14 protein-coding genes and 1 pseudogene are annotated in these 17,407 nt (G+C 67.3%); 9 read left to right on the plus strand and 6 right to left on the minus strand.

All coding sequences use genetic code 11. The features are described 5' to 3' along the window. From AB0B64_RS43510 to AB0B64_RS43530, 5 genes are all read left to right on the plus strand, one after another. Positions 1-2,964: an ATP-binding protein gene (locus AB0B64_RS43510; RefSeq protein ID WP_357958143.1), complete on the plus strand. Its 2,964-nt coding sequence runs from the start codon at positions 1-3 to the stop codon at positions 2,962-2,964. Between the two features lie 545 nt (positions 2,965-3,509). After that, positions 3,510-4,226, plus strand: coding sequence for a DUF998 domain-containing protein (locus AB0B64_RS43515; protein ID WP_357958141.1), 717 nt, complete (start codon positions 3,510-3,512; stop codon positions 4,224-4,226). 79 nt (positions 4,227-4,305) lie between these two features. After that, positions 4,306-4,437: a hypothetical protein gene (locus AB0B64_RS43520; RefSeq protein WP_357958139.1), complete on the plus strand. Its 132-nt coding sequence runs from the start codon at positions 4,306-4,308 to the stop codon at positions 4,435-4,437. A gap of 415 nt (positions 4,438-4,852) precedes the next feature. Then, the gene (locus AB0B64_RS43525) at positions 4,853-5,149 is read left to right on the plus strand and encodes an NUDIX domain-containing protein (protein WP_358185746.1); all 297 of its coding nucleotides are present in this window, start codon (positions 4,853-4,855) and stop codon (positions 5,147-5,149) included. 33 nt (positions 5,150-5,182) lie between these two features. Further along, positions 5,183-5,773 carry a hypothetical protein gene (locus AB0B64_RS43530; RefSeq protein WP_358185749.1) on the plus strand — a complete coding sequence of 197 codons (591 nt, stop codon included), beginning with the start codon at positions 5,183-5,185 and terminating at the stop codon, positions 5,771-5,773. A 27-nt stretch (positions 5,774-5,800) separates the two neighbouring features. Here AB0B64_RS43530 and AB0B64_RS43535 read toward each other — a convergent pair. Next, a pseudogene (locus tag AB0B64_RS43535) lies at positions 5,801-6,732 on the minus strand (IS5 family transposase). A 1,141-nt stretch (positions 6,733-7,873) separates the two neighbouring features. Between AB0B64_RS43535 and AB0B64_RS43540 the strand changes: the two are divergent. Next, positions 7,874-8,764 carry a hypothetical protein gene (locus AB0B64_RS43540; RefSeq protein ID WP_358185753.1) on the plus strand — a complete coding sequence of 297 codons (891 nt, stop codon included), beginning with the start codon at positions 7,874-7,876 and terminating at the stop codon, positions 8,762-8,764. A 282-nt stretch (positions 8,765-9,046) separates the two neighbouring features. On the opposite strand, the gene AB0B64_RS43545 is transcribed toward AB0B64_RS43540, so the two are convergent. The 5 genes from AB0B64_RS43545 to AB0B64_RS43565 are packed head-to-tail and all read right to left on the minus strand — an operon-like array spanning position 9,047 to position 13,966. Continuing rightward, the gene (locus AB0B64_RS43545; RefSeq protein WP_358185756.1) at positions 9,047-10,189 is read right to left on the minus strand and encodes an alpha/beta hydrolase; all 1,143 of its coding nucleotides are present in this window, start codon (positions 10,187-10,189) and stop codon (positions 9,047-9,049) included. A 24-nt stretch (positions 10,190-10,213) separates the two neighbouring features. Then, entirely contained in the window at positions 10,214-11,632 is a 1,419-nt protein-coding gene (locus AB0B64_RS43550; RefSeq protein ID WP_358185759.1) for a S41 family peptidase, read from the minus strand. Further along, complete coding sequence (locus tag AB0B64_RS43555) at positions 11,629-12,678, minus strand: ABC transporter permease (RefSeq protein ID WP_357958128.1); 1,050 nt, start codon at positions 12,676-12,678, stop codon at positions 11,629-11,631. Before AB0B64_RS43555 ends, AB0B64_RS43550 begins: the two co-directional genes overlap by 4 nt. Then, positions 12,675-13,565, minus strand: a complete 891-nt coding sequence (locus AB0B64_RS43560; protein ID WP_358185762.1) for an ABC transporter ATP-binding protein — start codon at positions 13,563-13,565, stop codon at positions 12,675-12,677. The genes AB0B64_RS43555 and AB0B64_RS43560 overlap by 4 nt, the downstream gene beginning before the upstream one ends. Beyond that, on the minus strand, positions 13,562-13,966 hold the full coding sequence (locus AB0B64_RS43565) for a GntR family transcriptional regulator (protein WP_358185765.1): 405 nt from the start codon (positions 13,964-13,966) through the stop codon (positions 13,562-13,564). Before AB0B64_RS43565 ends, AB0B64_RS43560 begins: the two co-directional genes overlap by 4 nt. 257 nt (positions 13,967-14,223) lie before the next feature. Here AB0B64_RS43565 and AB0B64_RS43570 point away from each other — a divergent pair, with 257 nt between their 5' ends. The 3 genes from AB0B64_RS43570 (at position 14,224) to AB0B64_RS43580 (ending at position 17,236) form a co-directional block, all read left to right on the plus strand. Beyond that, positions 14,224-15,165 carry an ATP-binding cassette domain-containing protein gene (locus tag AB0B64_RS43570; protein ID WP_357958122.1) on the plus strand — a complete coding sequence of 314 codons (942 nt, stop codon included), beginning with the start codon at positions 14,224-14,226 and terminating at the stop codon, positions 15,163-15,165. 79 nt (positions 15,166-15,244) lie between these two features. Continuing rightward, on the plus strand, positions 15,245-16,069 hold the full coding sequence (locus AB0B64_RS43575; protein WP_357958120.1) for an ABC transporter permease: 825 nt from the start codon (positions 15,245-15,247) through the stop codon (positions 16,067-16,069). A 48-nt stretch (positions 16,070-16,117) separates the two neighbouring features. Further along, positions 16,118-17,236, plus strand: coding sequence for a serine hydrolase domain-containing protein (locus tag AB0B64_RS43580; RefSeq protein WP_358185769.1), 1,119 nt, complete (start codon positions 16,118-16,120; stop codon positions 17,234-17,236). Positions 17,237-17,407: the final 171 nt, after the last annotated feature.

Below are 17,407 nucleotides of genomic sequence, written 5' to 3' on the forward strand. Positions count from 1 at the left end.
ATGCAGTCGAGTGTCTCGCTGAGCGGGCCCTGGTACCGAATCCAGTCGATCGCGGCACCCTCGCGAAGCTCGTCGGCGGAGTGGGACTTCGTCACCGTGCTGCCCGCCGTGCTGTCCGCCGCCCAACGTGACCGGCCCTTCGTCATCGGGTGGCTCTCCCGTGGATCAGGGGCGCCGCTCGAGCTCATCACCAACGCCGGGCCGCTGTCGCCGCCGCGCCAGCCGCGCCGCGCCACCGACGCGCCGGGGGCGCCGGCCGGTCCGCAGCCGCTGCTGTTCCCCGGCGGGGCGCGCGGGGTGCAGCTCGACGAGGAGTACCTGGCCGACCTCGCCGACCTGGTGTGGACGCCGTGCCCGGGACGGCAGGCGCCGCCGCTGGGCGGCCGGCGCGAGTTCGGCGGGCTCGAACCCGACGAGCTGAAGCGGCCGACGCTGTTCGAGGCGACGCTGGTCACGCTCATGTCGAGGCCGTTCGCGTGGCTGGTGGTGGCCGAGCCGACCGACCTGCTCGACGCCGAGGTCGCGCACCTGCGTACGCAGCTCAACGTGCTCAGGCAGTACGGCGACGCCTCCGAGCGCAGCAGGTTCGACGCCGAGCGGGCCGAACGCCGCATGCAGGAGCTCGACGCCTTCCGCGAGGCGGGGCTCTGGAACGTCCGCGTGCTGGCCGGCGGCGCCACGGCCGAGGAGCTCCGGCAGATCGCGCCGGTCCTGGTCGGCTCCGTCGAGATGAGCCACCACCCCTACCGGCTGCGCAGCGCCCAGGGCGCCGTCTACGGCCTGTCGGAGGCGCTCGCCCTGACGATGCAGGACCCGGCCGACGGCGCCGCCGCGCCCTTCGCCGCGACCGCCGGGGCCCTCGCGGCGCTGGCCGGGCTGCCCAGGCGCGAGGTGCCGGGCGTACGGGTGCTCGACTCCGGGTTCTTCGACGTGACCTCCGAGGCCGAGGAGGGCGAGCTGGACCTGGGGGAGATCCTCGACGGGCAGGACCGGTGCGTCGGCTCCTTCCGGGTGCCGCTGAGCACGCTCAATCGGCACGCCTTCGTCACCGGGGCCACCGGCTCGGGCAAGTCGCAGACGGTCAGGCACCTGCTGGAGCAGCTCAGCAGGGCCGGCATCCCGTGGCTGGCGATCGAGCCGGCCAAGTCCGAGTACGCCGCGATGGCCGGCCGCATCGAGCCCGGCACGGTCACTGTGATCAACCCGTCGGCCCCTGCCGGTGTGCCGTTCAGCATCAACCCGCTGGAACCCGAGCCCGGCTACCCGGTCCAGGCCCACATCGACATGGTCAGGGCGCTGTTCATGGCGGCCTTCGACGCCGAGGAGCCGTTCCCGCAGATCATGTCGCTGGCCCTGCAGCGCGTCTATGAGGCCACCGGGTGGGACGTGGTCACCGGCGGCGCCGTACCGGGCTCCAAGGTGCCGCCCAGCGTGCCGACCCTCGAACTGCTCCAGCAGCACGCCATGGACGTGATCCGGGAGATCGGCTACGGCCGCGAGGTCCAGGCCGACGTGGAGGGCTTCATCTCGCTGCGGCTGCGCTCGCTCCGCGTCGGCTCGGCCGGCCGCTTCTTCGAGGGCGGCCACCCGGCCGACATCGGCGGCCTGCTGGAGCGCAACGTGGTGCTGGCGATCGAGGACGTGGCCAACGACGAGGACAAGGCGTTCCTGATGGGCACGCTGATCATCCGCATAGTCGAGCACCTGCGGATGCGGGCCCGGCAGGAGAAGTCCACCGGCCTGCGCCACGTCATCGTCATCGAGGAAGCCCACCGGCTGCTGCGCGACCGCGGCACCGGCCGCGCCTCCACCCACGCGGTCGAACTGCTGGCCGGCATGCTCGCCGAGATCCGGGCGTACGGCGAGGGCATCGTGGTGGCCGAGCAGATCCCCACCAAGCTCGTCACCGACGTGGTCAAGAACACCGCGCTCAAGGTCGTCCACCGGCTCCCCGCCGAGGACGACCGGCAACTCGTCGGCGGGGCCATGAACCTCAGCGAGGAACAGTCCCGCCACGTCGTCTCCCTGCAACCGGGGTCCGCCGCGGTGTTCGCCGACGGGATGGACCGCCCGCTGCGCGTCCGGGTGCCGCTCGGCGAGTCCCGCGAGAAGCTGCTTGCCAGCCCGGCCCCGCCGATCCGGGGCCGAAGATCGGCGGCCTGCGGCAGCCAGTGCCGCACCGGCCAGGCGTGCACCCTGGTCGAACTCCGCGAGGCCGACGTCCTCGCCGACGCGCCCGACTGGGCCTGGCTGCGCATCTGGTGCGACACGGTCGTCCTGGCCTTCGTGAGCAACCGGCCGCTGCCCGGCGTACCGCGCGCCTTGACGGCCGCCTGGTCCGAGCTGCCCGCCAGACGCCGGGAGTGCCTGCTGGCCACCCTGATCGAACGCTCGGTACAACGCCGGGCCTGGTCGCTGCGCAGCTGGTTCGACCCGGCCCTGCTCACCGAGAAGGCCGCCGAGACGGCCACCCGCCTCCTCGCCGCCGTGGACAGCGGCGGCGAACGCCCCGGCGCCTCATGGGTCATCCCGCAGGTGCGCTGGCTGCACGAGGTCGACAGACTCTTCCCGTACGGCCAGCCGGCCCCGAACCTGCGCAGCCCGGCACCGCCGATGGAGTACGCCCTGTTCCGCAACGCGCCCAACGGCAGCTCGGCCGAACTCCTGCAATCGGAACTGCTCGGCCACCGAGCCAAGGCACTGCGCCACCACCCACTGTCGATGGAGGTCGACCACAACAGGGCGCTGGCTTGGCGGGTCATTCTGGGTGACGACGAGAGCGAGGGTGTTCAGCGGGACATCAGCACGGTCGCGATCGGCGTCGACCCGTCGTCGCGGTTGCGGCATGTGGGGCAGACGATGGGGGCTGGGTGGTTGGAAGGCGTACTGTCTTGGCCACGCCGGTTCGTGCTGCCGTTCGACCGGGACGGCGCCCCGGAACTCTCTTTCGCCGAGCCGGGCTGAGCTTTACAAAGGGCTCGCAGTCGGCGCTTCGCGCCCATGGGGCTTCGGCGTGCTCCCCGGGGCCTTCGGCCCCTCCTATGCGAGGGCAAGCCCTCGCGCTCCCACGCTCCGCCACGGCCAGACCAAGGGCATGAGCCTCATGTTATGGGGAGGCGGGCCAAGGCACGCTAGGGCGGGTACCGCGCCGCGAAGTCGGCTGAGAGGGCGGCTCGCGAGTTGATGCCCTAACTGTCGTAGCGTGATCGGGTGGATCTACGGCGTTATGGCTGGTCGGCGGGCTTAGTACAGGATTGGGCTGATCGTCAGGTTGACCTCAACTTAAGTTGAGGCTGAAGACTACTCCTGCGGGCCTTGAAAGGGCCCATGCCGCACATGTCGGATGACGGGCACCAACCGTTGTCACCGCTGTCGCGCACCGATGGTGACGCTGCTTGTCTGTCATCGGCGCGCCCAGCCGCTGCCGGAAGGCGTTCGCGGCAACGGTGTCTGCTCGGCCGGCAACACATTTGCGCGCTCTGGTACGGCAACTCAAAAGGAGAACCGGTATGGCGATGTTATCGGCTGGCACCACGGATCATCGACTGACGACCAAACTTCTTCTGCTCTGCGGCGCGATCGGCCCGGTGGTCTTTGTGGCCGTGTATCTCATCGCCGGGGCTACCCGTCCCGGCTACAGTGCCTGGCGCCACACCATCAGTACGCTCAGCCTGGGCGATCAAGGGTGGATACAGATCGTTAACTTCATGTTCTATGGATTACTCACGCTGTGCTTCGCGGCAGGCCTCAGGCGCGTTCTGCGGACTGGGGCCGGCTCCCTATGGGGATCAATCCTGTTCTTCATCGTCGGGCTCGGCCTTATCGCCATCGGTCCTTTTGTGTCGGACCCGATCCTCGGCTACCCGACGGCGACGCCCGCTGTCGCGAGCCTGGGCGGTTCCATCCACAACCTCACGAGTCTGATCGTATTCATCGCCCTCCCTGCCGCCTGTTTCGTGTTGGTACGGCGCTTTGCTCGCGCCAAGTGGCGCGGATGGACTTCCTACTCGATTGTGACGGGCACCCTTGCCATCGCGTTCTTCATGCTCTTCTTCGCCAGCGTTTCGGCTGCCAACGGTCAGGACGGGGGGACCTTGCCGGCCGGGCTGTTCGAGCGGATGCCCACCGTCATCCTTGGCGTCTGGCAGGCTCTTCTCGCGCTCCGACTCCTGAGCGAGAAGGTCTCTGAGCATGGCACTTCATCTGTAGAGCGGTTCCCGAGTTGATGGCTGCCATGTCGCAGTGTGATGAGATGAATCTGTAGCGTTATGCCAGGCTGGTCGGCTTGGACGCTGGGATAGCGGTGTGAGCGGGCGCAAACCGTACCCGAGCGATTCATCCGACGAGCGGTGGGTGTTGATCGAACCGGTCATCGCGGCGTGGAAGGCCACGCACCCCGCGGTCAGCGGCCACCAGGGCGGCTATGTGATGAGGTAGATCGTCAACGCGATCCTCTACCAGGGTCGGACCGGCTGCCAGTGGGACTTTCATCCGCCCTACGCGGCCGCCCTTGGTGGCCACGTCGATGTGACGATCAGCGTTGGGCCTCACTCGGTACGGGTCGCTTGACCGCGAGCCCGGTCAAGGACGATCGATACAGCTACCGTCCACAGCGCGATGCGCAACCAGGCACGCAGCAGTCTCTACCGCACTTCGTAAGCGTTCTCGCGCGGCTCCCCATACGAACAGTTAGCTGCTAAGTGTTCGTATGGGCGAGGGCTAGTAACGCTTGGGCCCGAGTACGCCCCCTGTTGTGGCAGTGCATTCCGGTCAGCCGACCGCAGACGCAGGCTCTTGCTCGTGATCACAAGTTCTCCCCACGCCGAATTTGATCGTGCCTGGCGGATCGGCCGTGGTCATTGACGACGACGGGCGAGTACTCCTGCACCGCCGACGCGACTGCGGTCTGTGGGCGCTTCCCGGTGGCGTGATGGACGTGGGTGAGACGGTCGCCGCCGCAGTGGTGCGGGAGAAGGGCTCGCCGATCAGGCGCTTCGCGCCCATGGGACTCGGCGTGCTCCCCGGGGCCTCCGGCCCCTCCCATGCGAGGGCAAGCCCTCGCGTTCCCACGCTCCGCCACGGCCAGACCATGGGCGCTAGCGTGCGACGTGTGCTGACTGGGCACGCTCGACGACTGTGGGTGTGGTAATTATCCAGCTACTATCTGTGACTGGACATGGACATGGCCAGTCGGGCACCGGAGACCCATGCGACAGATCCGCGCAACCCTCGCCGCCCTCACCGGCACGCTCCTCACCCTGGCCGTCGCCGGAGTCTCACAAGCGACCGCCGTCCACGCGGCGGAGATCGCCATCATCGATGGCTACGCCAAGACGGTGAGGGAATCGGCCCGCACCCCGTCGCCTGCCCGACCGATCAGGTCCTGCTCGGCCGCGCCCACTTCGGGGACGAGAACGGCGAGACCACCTACTACTGCGGCCTGATCCTTATTGACGGGCAACGCGTCAAGGTCGGCGCACCGTCCTGGAGCGAAGCCCAGCGAGAGAGCAACTCGTTCTTCGCGGCTCCGCAGAATGAAGTCCTGGTCGGCCGGCAGCATTCCGGCGATGAGAACGGGCCCACGCGCTACGCCACCGCCTCCCTGAGCGCGTGGGGGCGGACCGTCGAGCTGACCTCCTACCGCTGGACCCCCGGACAGAGGGAAGGCAGCAGCCATTCCAAGGCGGGCGACTACGAAGTCATGGTCGGTCGCCAGCACTCCGGAGACGAAAACGGCCAGACCGGCTACCAATACGCCAGGATCGCCGGCTAAGGACTGTTTCTTAGATCAAGTGCGCAGTCAGATGACCAAGGCGGCCATGGTGACGGTGCCAAGGAAGATGTAGGCGCGTTTGTCATAGCGTGTGGCCACGGCCCGGAAGTTCTTCAGCCGGTTGATCGCCCGTTCGACGACGTTCCTGCCTTTGTAGCGTTGGCGTCGGAGCCGGTGGGTCGTCCTGCGGCCGAGCCGCGGCGGCCCGGTGGGCGCGTGATCACGTGGTTCGGGAATGGTGTGGCGGATCTTGCGGCAGCGCAGGTAGGCGCCGTTGACGCGGGAGGAATACGCCTTGTCCGCGGCCAGGCTGTCCGGCCGGGTGCGCGGACGTCCCGGCCCGAGCCGGGGAATGCGGATGTGGCCCAGCACCCGCCGCAACTGCGGGCTGTCACCGTACTGGCCCGGCGTCAGAACCAGCGACAGCACCCGGCAGTGGCCGTCCGCCGACAGGTGGATCTTTGTGGTGAACCCGCCGCGGGAGCGGCCTGAGCACTCCCCAGCCTGACCACCTCGGCCAGCCGGGCCGTCAGCGTGGCCAGCAGCGGATCGCCCCGGTTTGTCCCGGCGACGTCCCCTTTTTTTGCGGCCCGGCGCGGGAGACGGCGAGGCCGGCGGCGGTGTACGTGGCGCGCCAGCGGTGTGCTGGTGCGCCCGGACGGTAGTGGAGTCCACGGAGATGTCCCAGTCCACCCGCCCCTCGCCATCCTGCTCGGTCTGGATCGCCGTCAGCAGCATCTGCCAGGTGCCATCGGCCGACCAGCGGCGGTGCCGCTTGTAGACCGTGATCCACGAACCGAACCGCTCGGGCAGATCCCGCCAGCGCAACCCGGTCCGAGCCGAACACGCCGTCGATCGTCGTGCGATGGTCATTCCACCGCCCGCCACGACGGCCCCCCTTCGGGCAACAGCGGCCTGAGCCGCTCCCACTCGGCATTCGTTAAGCCGCCACGGCCCATGCATCAATCGTGACAACATCACCACGAATAGTCGTCAGACCTAAGAAACAGCTCTTAGCCGCAGCACAAGAAGGACCGTCCGAGGCACAGGCCCTCGCGGTATTCGCCCCGAATCGGATAACCCTAACAATCAGATCAAATGGGAGGACAACAGACTGCACGGAGAATCTTGAGAGCAGTCACCCTCCACCACTGACGGTAGCCATGGGGCTAGGACCTCACCCCTTGACTCCGAGTCGCCGCCGGTCCGAGCCCAAGCGACCTTCACCGGCTATGTCGCCCCTGACGGGCAATCCTCCGCAATTGCGGCAAAAGGCATGGCAGGGAAGATCTCTCGGGGCATCCGCAAAGAACTTCACAACGAGTGATCAAGGCATGGCATACTGCAACACGTGAAAGGGAGGAAGCGGCCGAAGCGACTTCCTCCCGTATGTCAAGGAGACTACCTCTTCCGATGCTCGATGACAACCAGCGGCATCTCTACACCGCCAAACGGATGCTTGACTTCGCGGCTGCTGCGACTCCTTGGCATCGAAGACTCTGGCGGCTGGGGGCGGTGCTTGAGTTGACTGAGCTCCTTGAGGCAGTCAGCGCAAGAGCCCTGGGAGCACTAGCTGAGTCTTCGGTTAAATACCTAGGCGAAGGGCTTGCAAAGAGGATCCAGCGAGACCCTGGATTGGGCTCCCCGGCTGAACGCGGTCAGCTTATCAAGCATGTGAATAGGACCATGCAGGTGGGTGGTCACGACTGGGTTGCACTAAACATCCTGCTACAAGAAAGTCGACCCAGGTATCTTTCCCGATGGGCTGACCACCTCAGAAAGGAGGAAGCCGACTGCGAGCCGACCGCCCGGGCCATTGTCAGCCACGTGTTAGATCAGGGGTACAGCCAGGAAGCAACGCACAAATGGCTAACGTATCACATTAAGTACGGGACGACCAAGATAACCCTGGGTGATTTGTGCGATGAAGCGCAGTCGCTTATTAATAGGCTTCCGATTCGATTCGATATTCTAGTGCCGCTAACTGCGTGTCCGCCCCTTCCGGAGGCAAGACCAGACTGCTGGCTTGATTCATCTCAAACGGCCGAATGGCTCCAGTGCTGGTTTCCCTCCAGGCCAAGCATTAGGCAAGCAGGCGGCTTGCTCCTCGAACTCGATGCCAAGGACAAATACTCTGCCCTCAAAAAAGCTGGCAGCGAAGTTGATAAGCTTGCGTCCCGATTTCAAGTTGGGGCACGTCAAAGGCTGGAGTTTCATCCAACGCTTTACATGATCGGCGAACCCGAGCCGTTGGACTATATTGGAGGCCCGCGTCGAGTCGAAGTACACGCCCTTGAGCAGACGAAGGAAATATTTCGCATTCGACTTGATCCACAAATTGACGCGGCTCTCGAGCTCCTCCAACCACTAGATCGGGGCACTCCTGCCGCTGCAATTGCTGGAAGTTGGGCAGCTCTAGAAGCGCTCCTTGTCGGCCCAGGAGATACCTCCAATCGAGTGGTGGCCGCAACCCGAATGGCTCGAATCGTGGCGTGCAGTTATGTGACCAGCGAATTGCTATCACTTGCGCAGGCGCATGCTAGCATGCGAGACGATCTCGTCTCTAGGAAGCTGCGCTCTATTGGCACGGACCGCGAGAAGGCCATCTTCTTCGAAGAAGCAATACGAAGCAATGTCGTCGATGACTTTGCGAGATCTGGCCCTCAAATCGCCCTACAGCGCATCCGCTCTCTAATCGCCAACCCTGGTGCTATCTTGCCTCGCATTGTCAACCAACTAGAAGACGCTTTTCGCAGACTTTATCGACAGAGAAATTTAATTGTTCATGCGGGCCAGACGGCATCAGTTGCACTCGACGGGACGCTGCGGACTGTGTCACCCCTCGTAGGAGCTGGAGTAGACAGGGTTGTCCAAGCAAGTGCATTGCATAGTATTCCGGCTGTCATGTTCGCAGCCTCTACAGAAATCCGCTTGGCTCAAGCTGCCTTCAGCGTCAAGTGCCTGTCAGAGGTGTTCAGCGATCACACTTAAATAGTAACGCGGCAGCAGGCCAAAGCACGTCGACCGGGGTTGAGTGCTGGTCGACTAGTGTGATCAATGTCGTTCAGCGGCTGCACCCGGCCCCGGCGTCGCGTGGCTGTTGGGCCCGTGGTCGTGCTGAACCGCTCCAGGTGGTCGGCCTGTGGGCCTTGGAGCTCCCTGCCCGAGGAGTTCCTTCAAGGCGGGCGGCGCGGTGTCGCCGTCTACTGGCGTCTTCTGAGCCTGGGCGAGCTGTGGTCCCATCCCCGATGGCTTCGGCGGACGTGCCAGCCCTCAGGATTGGCCGCAGGTCGCGGGGCAGAATTTGACCTCGGGGTAGCGCGATGACGGCTTGTCCAGGAGGGACTGCCGCTTGGACTTCAGGTGCTGGTCGAGGAAGGCCGCCACGTATGTGCGGGTGAGCTCGGCGGCGCGCGCCGCAGGCGGAACGCCGTACGCAGGCTTGATGCCGAGGGCGCCCGCCAGTAGCGAGGCGTCGGTGAAGGTCGAGTGTTCCGCGCCGGTCACCACGAGCCAGCGCTTCCACCCGGTCAGCAGCTTCCAGTCGCGGTCCCAGGAGGTGTCGCGGCCGCCGGGGACGTGCTGCGCCGAGCCCAGGAACATGAACGGCCGGGAGAACCCGCTCTTGGGGATCCGGGCGTAGGTGGTGCCGTCCATGTCGATTCCGGCCCGCACGCGGGGATCCTTGAGCATGGCGGCCATGGCGCTGGACCCGCCGATCGACTGGCCGACCATGGCGATTCTGGAGCGGTCGATCACGGTGGAGCCGTTCCATTTCGCGGGCAGCTGGTCGAGCACGAAGGAGACGTCGGCCGCCCGGCCCTGGACCACTCCCGTGCCGAAGCCCGGGTCGGTGTCGCTGTCACAGGCGAGGCATTCGGCGACCCGCCCGTCGGCCAGGGTCGTGGCGTAGCTTTCGTAGGTGTGGTCGATGCCGGCCACGACGTACCCTCGGCTGGCCAGGTCCTCGGCCAGCGACGTGAGCGTGCTCATCGGATTGGTGAAGCCGGGGGACAGCACCACCAGCGGGAGCTTTTCCCCTGCGGGTTTCGCGTCTTTGATGGCGTACGTGCGGGTCTTGCTCAGCGTGTCGTCCGGGACGCTCGCGACCCCATAGCGCCTTATGGCGAGCTCCGATTCCTTCGGTGTCATGTACGGCGCACGCTCCCCGTCCCGCTGCTTGGCCGGATACCACAGGTTGACCTTGAGCTCTCTGGCTTTGGCGTCGAGGTTCCAGGGGTCGGGGCGGGAGGAGTCCTTCAGATACAGGGCGGTGGTACCGACCGGGTGGGCGCCGGTGGGGGCGGGCAGGGTGGCGGGGCCGGTCGGTGTGGCCGAGGGGGCGGCGGAGCGGGGTGGTACGGGTGCCGTGCAGGCGGACGTGGCCAGGACGGTCAGTGCTGCGGCGACTGCCAAAGGGTGTCTCATCGCGAGGTCCGTTCAGGTGTGCAGCAAGGTCAGGGCCTTGGCCAGGGCGGGGTCGCGCCCGGTGGCCGCGTCCTTCGGGGTCAGGGGCACGTAGTGGTCGGGGGGCACGCCGATCCGGTCGATCACCTCGCGATCGGGCCCCAGGTGGTGCCTGGCGGGGAAGCCCAGCAGGGTGTTGTTGCCGAGCAGGTGTGACTGCGCCGGGCCGGAGATGACCCCGGCGGTTCTGGTGCCGACCAACCGGCCAAGGCGATGGTCCTTTATCGCGGAGCTGAAGTGCTCGCATGCCGAGGCGCAGCCGCGGTCGGTGAGCACCGTCAGTGGCAGGTTGACCAGCTCGACGGTGTCGTCGGTCCGCGCGGTCTCGCACCTGCCGTCCACGGTGCACTGGTAGGCGGTGACCTTGCCGTGGCCGAACGCGCTCACCAGCCGGGTCGCCTCAGTGGGGCTGCCGCCGCCGTTGCCGCGCACGTCCAGTACGACGCCGGTGAGGGTGCGGCCGGTGCGCAGCCTGGAGATCGCTTTGAGTACCCGGTCCGCGGAGTCGGGGGCGAACCCGCGCAACCGTACGTAGGCGATGCTGTCGTCCAGCAGTTTGGACTGCACCACCTGCAGGGCGGCCAGGTCCCGTTGGTAGAGGCCGGGCTTGAGCGTCATGCTCCAGCGGCGGCCGGTGCTCTGGCGCAGGAGCCGCAGCCGGACCGGGCGCGCTTCGGGGTATTGCGGGTAGAGGGCGGCGATCGCGGGGGTGGGCCGGTCGTCGATGAAGGGCGCCGATCCGTTGATCGATTCGATGATGTCGCCAGGGCGCAGTCCGGCGGCCTGCGCCGCGCCGCCCTGCACCGTGGTGACGAACAGCGGGGGAAGGGCGACGCCGGGGTTGCCCTCCACCTGAGAGCGTTCGACGTTCGCTTGCAGACCCAGGCCGTAGCCGTCGCCGTCGTAGTAGTCGGGCGGCCGCTTGACGTCGTGTGTCCAGCGGGCGTGGTTGTCGCCGAGGGCGGCCACGATGGCCTCGAGGGTGACGATCGCCAGCTTGTCGCGGAGGTCGGGGGCCTGGTCTGTGATCTTGCGGTAGGCGGTCTCGAAGGCGGTCCAGTCGGCTTTGCGGTCGCCGGTCAGCGCGGGCATGGTGGCCTCGGGCAGGTCGCGGCCGTTGCGGTTGAGCTCTTGGGTCAGTGCGACGAATCCGGCGGTCAGCAGCGCGCGGGCGTCCAGCGTGGCGCCGCTGTAGTAGTTGCCGAGGATGCAGAAGTACGCCTGCTCGATGACGTCGATCGTGGTGGCCGTCTCCGCCCCGGGGGGTCCCTGGGGCGACGCGCAGACCGTACTGGCTGCCGTGCTCGCCTGGCTGCGCGGTGGCGTCGGTGCGGTGCAGGCCGCCGCCAGGAGGAGGGCGAGCCCGGCAGTCGCGATCTTGATGGCGGTCATGACAGGCGCCTGCGGATCCACCAGAAGGAGAGCCAGGTGAGGCCGAGGGTGAGCAGGGCGTAGATCCCGGTCTCGATCCACTGGAAGGGCCAGAAGCGGTCGAGGGGCTGGTAGGTCGCCTTCTGCCGGTAGCCGAGCCGGTTGATCTCCGCCGGGCACGCGCCCATCGTCGATGACGACGGTGCGCAGGGTCCCGACGTCGTCGAGATCTGGACGATCCCGACTCCGGGCTCGGGGCCGGCAGCCGGACGTCCGGACGGATCGACGAGACCGCTGGACAAGACCCAGGCGCCCGCCTGGCCGGGAACAGTCGCATTCAGGCGAATCTCCACATGTCCGCCTTGCTCCCGGTTTATGCCGATGCCGTTCACGTTCGTCTCGCTGAGCTCGAAGGTCCCCGTGACCGGGGGCATCAGGTGAGGCCGGACCAGCAGCGGCATGGCGAACTGGATCGCGGCGAAGACGGCCAGGGTGAGGGCCATGGCGGGCAGTGTGCGGCGCACCAGCATGCCCACGGTCACGCCCAGGACGAAGGCGAACGCCGCGTACCCCATCGGGGCGATGCCGCGCGCGCCGAACACCAGGGGAGCCATCAAGGCCAGGTCGGCCGGGGCCGACTTGTCCAGGGGATCGGACCACCAGGTCACCGCGAGGCCGCACAGGCCGGCGGCGGCCATGGCGACCAGGCCGGTGAACCCGAGCTTGACCGCCAGCCAGCGGCCGCGGGTGACAGTCTGGTTCCACACCAGCAGGTGCGTGCCGGTCTCCAGCTCGCGGGTGATCAACGGTGCTCCCCAGAAGAGCCCGACGACAGCGGGCAGGAGCAGCACGACGAGGCTGACGGCCATGAAGGGCATGTCGTACTCGCCGAAGAACCGGTCGTAGAAGCGGACGCAGGTGTCGTCCTGAGTGCAAGCGGCGATACCGGTGGAGTAGCCGGAGGCCAGGTCCGGGCCGGTCAGAGCCAGGATGACGGCGAGGATGACGAGGAGGGCGGCCATCATCGCGGCCGAGCCGCGCAGCTGGCGCCAGGTCAGCCAGATCATCGCTGCACCTCCAGGGGGACACGCCGGTTGTCGGCGGTGCGCTTCTCCATGTAAGCCAGGACGAGGTCCTCCAGGCTGAGCTGGCTGACCGTCCAGGCGGGGTCGTGGATCGGGGCGTCGGTACGGATGATGAACGTGCTCTGCCGGTCGGTGTGGCGCGCGGAGATGACTTGCTGGTCGGCGGGCAGCCGGTCGGGATCGCGGCGTGGGCCGACGAGCCGGTGATGGGTGGCCAGCAGCTCGTCGACCTCCCCCGCGATCTGGACACGAGAGTCGACGAGCACGATCAGGAAGTCACAGACCCGTTCCAGGTCGGAGACCAGGTGGGAGGAGAGCAGCACGCTGAACTCGTGCTCGACCGTGGCCTCCATCAGGCCCTGCAGGAACTCGCGGCGGGCCAGCGGGTCGAGCGAGGCGACCGGCTCGTCCAGGATCAGCAGCTCAGGTCGCTTGGCCAGACCCAGGGTGAGGGCGAGCTGAGCGCGCTGCCCGCCGGACAGCTTGCCCGCCCGATGGCCGGGATCGAGACCGAGTCGCTCGATACGCTCCCGCGCCATGGTGGCGTCCCAGCGAGGGTTGAGCCGCGTCCCTAACCGCAGGTGATCGGCGACGGTCAGTCCCGCGTAGACGGGTGTGTCCTGGGCGACGAAGCCGACCCTGGCCAGCTGCGCGGGCGTGGCCGCGGGCCGGCCGCCGAGCACGGTGATGCCGCCCGCCGTCGGCTCCAGCTGGCCGCCGGCCAGCTTCAGCAGCGTGGTCTTACCGGCCCCGTTGGGCCCCACCAGTCCGACGACGTGGCCCGCCGGGATGTCGATGGTGCACTCGCGCAGCGCCCAGCGCTTGCCGTACTTCTTGCCTAGTCCTTGGGCCTGCAGGACAGCGTTCACGCTATGTCCTCCTGAGCGGTGGTCCGAAAGGTGGTCATGAAGAGGGCCTCGATGCTTTCCTCGTCGAGGCCGGCTCGGCGGGCCTTGACCAGCCAGCGCTGCAGTTCCATCCGCAGCGGGCCGTGCGCGGCCAGCGAGGTGCCGGTGAGCGTCGCCGTCACGAACGTCCCCACCCCCGGCCGGGCGGCCACCAGGCCTTCGTGCTCGAGTTCCCGGTAGGCCTTCAGGACGGTGTTGGCGTTGATCGCCAGGTGCGCCACCACCTCCTTGACGGTCGGTAGTTGGTCACCCTCGCGCAGCAGTCCGAGCCGTAGCGCATGCCGTACCTGCTGGACCAACTGCAGGTACGGCGAAACACCCGACCTGCCGTCCAGATGGAACTCGATCACTGTCTTCTCCATTTATCTAGCTTGCTAGTACTTTAGGCTTCTACATGTTAAAGGATCATAAGGATCGCCGTCTCGGTACCCGGCGCCCGAAGCGGTCCATCGCTCCTCAGCCCGTCCGCGGCCCGGACCTACGCCGACGCCGACGCCGTCGCGCCGAAGAGATCCTCGGCCTCGACATCACCGACCCCAACCCTCTAGTTGCGTACGTGGTACCCAGTAATTTACTGTGGGCGTTGCAACTGCGTACGAAGTACTCAATTGGGGGGATCATGGATCCGATCGTGGTCGCCGAGGGGCTGCACAAGTCCTTTGGCGACACCCACGCACTGCGCGGCCTCGACCTGAGCGTCCCGAAAGGCACGGTCTGTGGCGTACTGGGGCCGAACGGCGCGGGCAAGACGACCGCGGTGCGCATCCTGGCGACCTTGTCCGATCCCGATGCCGGGCACGCCCGCATCGCCGGCTACGACGTCGTCCGCGAGGCCGGCAAGGTTCGGGAGAAGATCGGGCTCGCGGGCCAGTACGCCGCCGTGGACGAGAAGCTCACCGGGCGCGGCAACCTGCGAATGTTCGGGCGCCTGTCCCATCTGTCCCGGCGCCAGGCGCACCGGCGGGCCGATGAGCTGCTCGAACGCTTCGGCCTGATGGACGCCGCCGATCGCCAGGTCGCCGGCTACTCCGGCGGCATGCGCCGCCGCCTCGACCTGATCACCAGCCTCATCCTGCGCCCCGAGGTGCTCTTCCTGGACGAGCCGACCACCGGCCTGGACCCGCGCAGCCGCGGTGAGATCTGGGACAGCGTCCGCGAGCTGGTCGCGGACGGCACCACGGTGCTGCTCACCACGCAGTACTTGGACGAGGCCGACCGGCTGGCCGACGACATCGCCGTCATCGACCACGGCCAGGTGATCGCCACGGGCACTCCCGACGAGCTGAAGGCCACCATCGGGGACCGCCTCGACGTCGTCGTCGAAAACCCCGCCGCGCTGCGCCCGGCGGCGACCGCGCTGAACGCCCTGGCCGGGGCCGAACCGACGGTGACGGACGCCGACCGGCTCAGCGTCGCCTTGCCCGGCGGCGGGTTCCGGCTCGCCGACATCGTGCGCGAGCTCGACCGAGCCGGGGTCGCCGCGCTCGACGTCAGCCTGCGCCGCCCCACCCTCGATGAGGTGTTCCTACGCCTGACCGACCGCAAGGAGACCGTCCAATGACCGCCCACACCAACCATCTGATGACCGCCCAGACCAACCATCTGATGACCGCTCGTACCAACCCGAAGAAGACCGTCCGATGACCGCTCTCACCCCGCCGATGGGCCGCCGCCTGCGCTGGACGTTCATCGACGGGCTCACCCTGGTCGGCCGCGAGCTTGGCCGGGTGCGCCAGGAGCCCGGCGAGATCGTCGGTGCGCTGCTCTTCCCGGCCATAGTGGTGGTGCTGTTCGGGTACGTGCTCGGCAGCGCGATCCAGGTGCCGGGCGGCGGTGACTACCGCGAATACCTCATGCCCGGTCTGTTCTCGATGGTGACCTTCACCGCCCTGCAAGGAGTCATGGCGCGCACGGCCGCCGACGCCTCCCGCGGCGTGATGGACCGGTTCCGCTCCATGCCGATGGCCCGGCTGGCGGTGCCGTTCGGGCAGACCGGCGCCGACTCCCTGGTCGGCCTGCCGCTCCTGGCCATCATGGTGAGCACCGGCCTGCTGGTGGGCTGGCAACCGCACCATGGCCTGATCCCCACGGCCGAGGCGTTCGGGCTGATGCTCCTGCTGCGGTACGCGCTGAGCTGGGTGGGCGTCTACGTGGGCCTGGTGGTGAAGAACGAACAGATCGTCGCCCAGGTGGTGGTGCCACTGTTCCTGCCGTTCACCATGCTCTCCAACTCGTTCGTCCCGACCGACGGCATGCCCGGGTGGCTGCGCTTCCTGGCCGACTGGAACCCGGTCAGCGCGCTCACCGCCGCCTCCCGGGAGCTGTTCGGCAACCCGGGCGCCCCCTCCGGCGACGTGGCGTGGCCGCTCGCGCATCCGGCGACCACCGTCCTGCTCTGGTCGGCCGTCCTGCTGGCGGTGTTCGTCCCGCTGTCGCTGCGCGCCTACATGCGCAGAGGACGCTGAACCCCGCTTGGTCTCTTCTGAATCGTTCTCCTCCGGAAAGGCAGCAAAATGACCGACAACACCTACGAAAAGGTGCAGCAGATCCTGGACTCGGCTGTGGCCGAGGACGGCATTCCCGGCATCGTCGCCGAAGTCCATGACGCCGGCGGAACGTGGTTCGGCACCGCGGGCGTGGCCGACCTCGCCACCGGACGCCGCCGTCAGCCCGGCGAATACCTGCACATCGGCAGCTCCGGCAAGGCCTTCACCGCCGCCACGGTGCTGGCCTTGGCGGCCGAAGGCCGGTTGAGCCTCGAGGATCCGGTGAACAAATGGCTGGCCGGTGTCATGGACGCGGGCGGCTACGACGGCAACAAGATCACCATCCGACAGCTGCTCAACCACACCGGCGGCCTGTTCCTCACCGGCCTCGCACCAGAGCTACAGCACAGCATCGTCACTCAGCCGGCTCGCGTCTGGACCACCTCCGACCTGCTGAACCTCGCGGTTTCCCAGCCGCCGGTCGGCGAGCCGGGCGAAGGCTTCGTCTACGCCAACGGCGGCTACTACCTGGCCGGCGCGATCATCGAGAAGGTCACCGGCAACAGCTACGCCGCCGAGGTCGAACGCACAGTCATCCGGCCGCTCGGCCTGACCAGCACCTACGTACGGCCCATCACCGACACCAGCTACCCGGACCCGCACCCCCAGGCATACGTCGCCAATATCCTCAAGGAGGGTGTCGACCCGGCATCGCTCACCCCGGAGGACCTGGAGGACTCCGGCCTGCCGCCCATCGACTGCACCGCGCTCAACACCTCATGGGGATGGGCGGCCGGCGGCATCGTCTCCACCACCGCCGATCTGAGCCGCTTCCTCAAGGCGATCGCGACCGGCAGCCTGCTGCCACCGGCCCAGCACCATGAGATGTGGACCATGGTCTCCTCCGGCAGCGTCGTCTGGCTGCCGCACGCCCGCTACGGCCTCGGCGTGATCGAGTTCGACAGTGCGGGGACCAACGGCCTGACGCTGCGAGGCGTGAGCGGCACCCTGCCCGGATCCTTCACCCTCGCGCTGAGCACCGACGACGGCCGGCAGAGCGTCGCCGTCCACACCAACATCGAGCCGAAGAACCTGGACATTCCCATCAAGATCATCAAAGCGATGTACGGCGTCACCCTGGGCTGACCGGCTGGCCGGACTTGGGAGGCAGTCGTACTGCCATACGAACAGTTGGCTGCTAAGCGTTCGTATGGGCGAGAACTGTCAATCCCCCGAAAACGTGGAGACGGTTCTATGCCACAGCGGTCCTCAGCAGGACGGATGAGGCTTGCCGCTTGTCGATCATGTGATGTTCGA

Origin of the sequence: Nonomuraea sp. NPDC049129, assembly GCF_040648495.1 — a bacterium.
Classification (GTDB): Bacteria; Actinomycetota; Actinomycetes; order Streptosporangiales; family Streptosporangiaceae; genus Nonomuraea.

Coding starts and splice junctions, on each gene's coding strand:
- AB0B64_RS43510 (WP_357958143.1), top strand. CDS start 1: ATGCAGTCGAGTGTCTCGCTGAGCGGGCCCTGGTACCGAATCCAGTCG.
- AB0B64_RS43515 (WP_357958141.1), top strand. CDS start 3,510: ATGGCGATGTTATCGGCTGGCACCACGGATCATCGACTGACGACCAAA.
- AB0B64_RS43530 (WP_358185749.1), top strand. CDS start 5,183: ATGGCCAGTCGGGCACCGGAGACCCATGCGACAGATCCGCGCAACCCT.
- AB0B64_RS43550 (WP_358185759.1), bottom strand. CDS start 11,632: ATGACCGCCATCAAGATCGCGACTGCCGGGCTCGCCCTCCTCCTGGCG.
- AB0B64_RS43555 (WP_357958128.1), bottom strand. CDS start 12,678: ATGATCTGGCTGACCTGGCGCCAGCTGCGCGGCTCGGCCGCGATGATG.
- AB0B64_RS43565 (WP_358185765.1), bottom strand. CDS start 13,966: ATGGAGAAGACAGTGATCGAGTTCCATCTGGACGGCAGGTCGGGTGTT.
- AB0B64_RS43570 (WP_357958122.1), top strand. CDS start 14,224: ATGGATCCGATCGTGGTCGCCGAGGGGCTGCACAAGTCCTTTGGCGAC.
- AB0B64_RS43575 (WP_357958120.1), top strand. CDS start 15,245: ATGACCGCTCTCACCCCGCCGATGGGCCGCCGCCTGCGCTGGACGTTC.
- AB0B64_RS43580 (WP_358185769.1), top strand. CDS start 16,118: ATGACCGACAACACCTACGAAAAGGTGCAGCAGATCCTGGACTCGGCT.